This window comes from bacterium (assembly GCA_040755795.1).
Lineage (GTDB): Bacteria > UBA9089 > CG2-30-40-21 > CG2-30-40-21 > SBAY01 > JBFLXS01.
Genome location: JBFLXS010000376.1, coordinates 1 through 4,054 on the forward strand (window position 1 = coordinate 1; position 4,054 = coordinate 4,054).

The following is a 4,054-nucleotide window of genomic DNA, read 5'->3' on the forward strand; positions in this document are numbered from 1 at the left end:
TATTTCTTTTGGGCAAGTCTCCTTGCCTCTTTCTTAGTAAGAATAACACAAGGAAGCTGGAAATTCAAGCAAAATTTTCATCCTCCTTTGTGCCCCGCAGGGGCATGACGGTTTCTCCTGAAAATAAGGAAGTAGAAAGTAGAGAGTAGAAAGTAGAAAGTAAAGAAAACATCACTTCTCACGCCTATGTCCTTACCTTCCACCTTCTATTTCCTACCACTATTTTCATCCTCATTTGTGAACCGCAGGTTTATGCCCGGTTTCCTCTGAAAATAGTTTTTTCACGCAAAGGACGCAAAGGTAAATTTTTCCTTTCTTCTCCTTTGCGTTCTTTGCGTGCTTGGCGTGAAACTTCCTTTCCTCAAAGAACACAAAGGTTACAAAGTTCTTTCGTTTACCCAGAACACCTGGTGCGAGAGGCGGGAGTTGAACCCGCAAGGGGAATCCCCACTGGATCCTAAGTCCAGCGCGTCTGCCAGTTTCCGCCACTCTCGCTTTTACTATATTTTAATAATACCATACCAGGCGATTTTTGTCAATCCTCTTTTTGAATGGACAGCAATTCTAATTATAAATTTACTTGCAATATTTAAAACTATACTGTATAATGAAGTAGAAATGGAGATTATCGTTGTTGGCGCAAATCATAAAACTATGCCCATCGAATTGCGGGAAAAACTCGCTATCCCGCAAACAAAACTTATAGAAGCATTAAAATCACTCAATCAATCTATCAAAGAAAGGGTGATTTTATCTACCTGCAATCGGATAGAAGTATATGCGGCTACGAGTTATGTAAAAGAGGCAAAGATAAAGATAATAAATTTCTTGCATCAATACTATCAGGCGAATTTGGAAAATTATCTCTATGTTCATCAAGACAAAGAGGCAATAAGGCATTTATTCGATGTTGCCGCAAGTTTAGATTCGATGATTATTGGTGAGCCGCAAATTTTAGGACAGGTTAAGGAATCTTATGAACAGGCGTTTAAAATTAATGTTACCGATACTTATCTGGATAATTTATTCCAGAAGGCAATATTAGTTGGAAAACAGGTAAGAAATCAGACCGCGATTGGTAAAGGAGCTGTTTCGGTAAGTTTTGCCGCCATAGAATTAGCTAAAAAGATATTTGGTAAATTAGACGGTAAGCGGGTCTTAATTATTGGTGCAGGCAAAATAAGTGAAGATACTGCAAAGCACCTATTTGCAAATAAAGTCAGCACAATTTTAGCCACTAATCGCACCTATGAAAAGGCAAAAGAAATTGCGGATAAATTCTCAGGTCAGGCAATTAAATTTGATGACCTTATTCAGACTTTACCTGATGTGGATATTGTCATTAGTTCAACATCCGCCCCACATCTCATTATCAAAAAAGAGGATATAAAAAACCTTATGTCCTTACGCAAATATAAACCTATATTCTTTATCGATATTGCTGTGCCACGGGATATTGACCCGGAAATCGGCTCTTTTGATGGAATATACCTTTATAATATTGATGATTTACAGACAGTCGTTCAATCTAACATTAAATCAAGACAAAAAGAGATAAAAAAATGTCAAATGATTATTGAAAAAGAAACCGAGAAATTCTGTCATTGGCTTAATTTTAGACAACTTTCTCCAATTATTTCATCATTACAACAAAAAATGGAATCTATTCGAGAGGAGGAATTAAATAAGACTTTTCTCAAGGAAAAAAATCTTACCCCAAAGGAAAAAGAAAGACTAAAATTAATTACCGCTAAACTTACTGAAAGATTCTTAAAAGAACCAATTATTGCCTTGAAGAAATATGCCTCAACCGATGACCCAACTTATGGAAAGATATTAACCGATTTATTTAATCTCAATAACGACGGACGCTAAACAGATACAAATCGTGGAGTTCTCCATAATCAAATTACTGCAACAACGAAAAAATCATTGACAATATCTAAAGTGATATGGTATAGTGATAATCATACAAATCTTATGAGAATGGAGGGATATAATGTGTGGAATTGTAGGTTATGTTGGTTCGAAAAATGCAACGCCAATACTAATTGATGGTTTAAAAAGATTAGAATATCGAGGTTATGATTCAGCGGGGGTTGCGGTTATGAGCAATTCCCATATTGAGTTAAGACGCAGTGTGGGAAAGATATTAAACTTAGAGGAGATTATCTGTAATGAACCTCTTTCTGGCAATTTAGGACTTGCCCATACCCGCTGGGCAACTCATGGCAGACCTTCAGAAGAAAATGCCCACCCACATCGCGATTGCAAAGAGCAACTAATTGTAGTTCATAACGGAATTATTGAAAATTACACCCACTTAAAAGAGAAATTAATTCTCAATGGCCATCAGTTCAGGTCACAAACCGATACTGAGGTAATTGCCCATTTGATTGAAGAATATTTAAAAGATGACCTGACTTCAGCAGTCAAAATAGCACTAAGTAAAGTAAAAGGTGCTTATGCCCTGGGGGTAATTAGTTGTAACCAACCTGACCGCATCGTTGCGGCAAGATTGGCCAGTCCATTGGTCATAGGTTTAGGAGATGGAGAGTTTTTTATCGCCTCGGATATACCGGCTATTTTACCATACACTCGGCAAGTTATATTTTTAGATGATGAAGAAATGGCTGTCCTGAGTCAAAATGGAGTAAAAATTACGACAATAAAAGGCAAACCAGTTAAAAAAACAATAACTTATGTAGATTGGGACCCCATTATGGCTGAAAAAGGTGGCTATCGACATTTTATGTTAAAAGAAATCTATGAACAACCCCGAGCGATTGAAGATACCATTCGAGGTCGAATAATAGAAGACGAGGTTTATTTAGATGAGTTGAATTTAAGTCAGGAGGAAATATCGAATATTGATAAAATAGTTATTGTTGCCTGTGGCACAGCTTATTATGCCGGCGTAGTTAGTAAATTTATGTTAGAAGAATTAACCCAGATCCCAACCGAGGTGGATATAGGTTCTGAATTTAGATATAAAAACCCAATTTTATCTAAAAATACCTTGCTTATTGCTATCTCTCAATCAGGTGAGACCGCAGATACATTAGCCGCAGTTAAAGAAGGGAAAAATAAAGGGGCAAAAATTATCTCTGTTTGCAATGTTATTGGCTCCTCGCTTACCCGTGAGTCTAAAAATGGCGTTGTTTATACCCGTGCCGGAATAGAAATAGGTGTAGCTTCCACTAAGGCATTTACTTCACAATTAACTGCACTTTATTTATTAGCAGTTTATCTTGGTCGTCAACGCCAAGTTATTGATTTAAGAAAAACTAAAGAATTACTGGACCAACTTCGACTTATACCAATGGAAGTAGAAAATATCTTAAATGAGGCAGAGAAGATTGAAGACATAAGCCACAAATTTCATACTTATGAGAATTTTCTTTATTTAGGTCGAGGAATTAATTACCCAATTGCCTTAGAAGGGGCACTGAAATTAAAAGAAATATCCTATATCCATGCCGAAGGTTATCCGGCAGGTGAGATGAAACATGGTCCAATCGCCTTAATTGATGAAAATATGCCAGTGGTGACTATTGCGACACAAGGACAGCTTTATGAGAAAATTATGAGTAATATTGAAGAGGCAAAGGCAAGAGGAGGAATTATTATTGCCGTAGCCACGGCTGGTGATAATAAAATAACCAAAAAGGTAGCCCATACCATTCATATCCCAAAAACTACACCTCTTCTTAGTCCTATCTTAGCCGTTATTCCATTACAATTATTAGCCTATCACATCGCTCATCATCGTGGTTGTGATGTTGACCAGCCGAGAAATCTGGCTAAAAGCGTCACTGTCGAGTAGAACAGGATGATGACTAAAATTAGAGAAAAAATATCAGCGATAATCTGCGGTAAAATCTTGCGACCTGTGCGGTTGGGGTGAGAAAAAGAATAAACAGGTCACTCCTCTGGAGCTAATTATGTTGTAAGGATATAATCTTTCTACAAACAGACCGCTCCTCTGGAGCTAATATAAATAAAGCTCCGTAGGAGCAATCTGTTTGTAGCATTCCGCAAAAGCAATATGTTT

The 4,054-nt window shown here is 37.1% G+C and carries 2 protein-coding genes and 1 tRNA gene; 2 read left to right on the forward strand and 1 reads right to left on the reverse strand.

Annotated elements, in window-relative coordinates:
• Positions 1–408: 408 nt before the first annotated feature.
• Positions 409–495: transfer RNA gene (locus AB1414_16885), tRNA-Leu, on the reverse strand.
• A 123-nt stretch (positions 496–618) separates the two neighbouring features.
• Here AB1414_16885 and hemA point away from each other — a divergent pair.
• Entirely contained in the window at positions 619–1,875 is a 1,257-nt protein-coding gene (hemA, locus tag AB1414_16890) for a glutamyl-tRNA reductase (protein MEW6609092.1), read from the forward strand.
• Positions 1,876–1,999: 124 nt separating this feature from the next.
• Complete coding sequence (gene glmS / locus AB1414_16895) at positions 2,000–3,826, forward strand: glutamine--fructose-6-phosphate transaminase (isomerizing) (protein MEW6609093.1); 1,827 nt, start codon at positions 2,000–2,002, stop codon at positions 3,824–3,826.
• The last annotated feature ends 228 nt before the right edge of the window (positions 3,827–4,054 follow it).

Coding starts and splice junctions, on each gene's coding strand:
- hemA (MEW6609092.1), top strand. CDS start 619: ATGGAGATTATCGTTGTTGGCGCAAATCATAAAACTATGCCCATCGAA.
- glmS (MEW6609093.1), top strand. CDS start 2,000: ATGTGTGGAATTGTAGGTTATGTTGGTTCGAAAAATGCAACGCCAATA.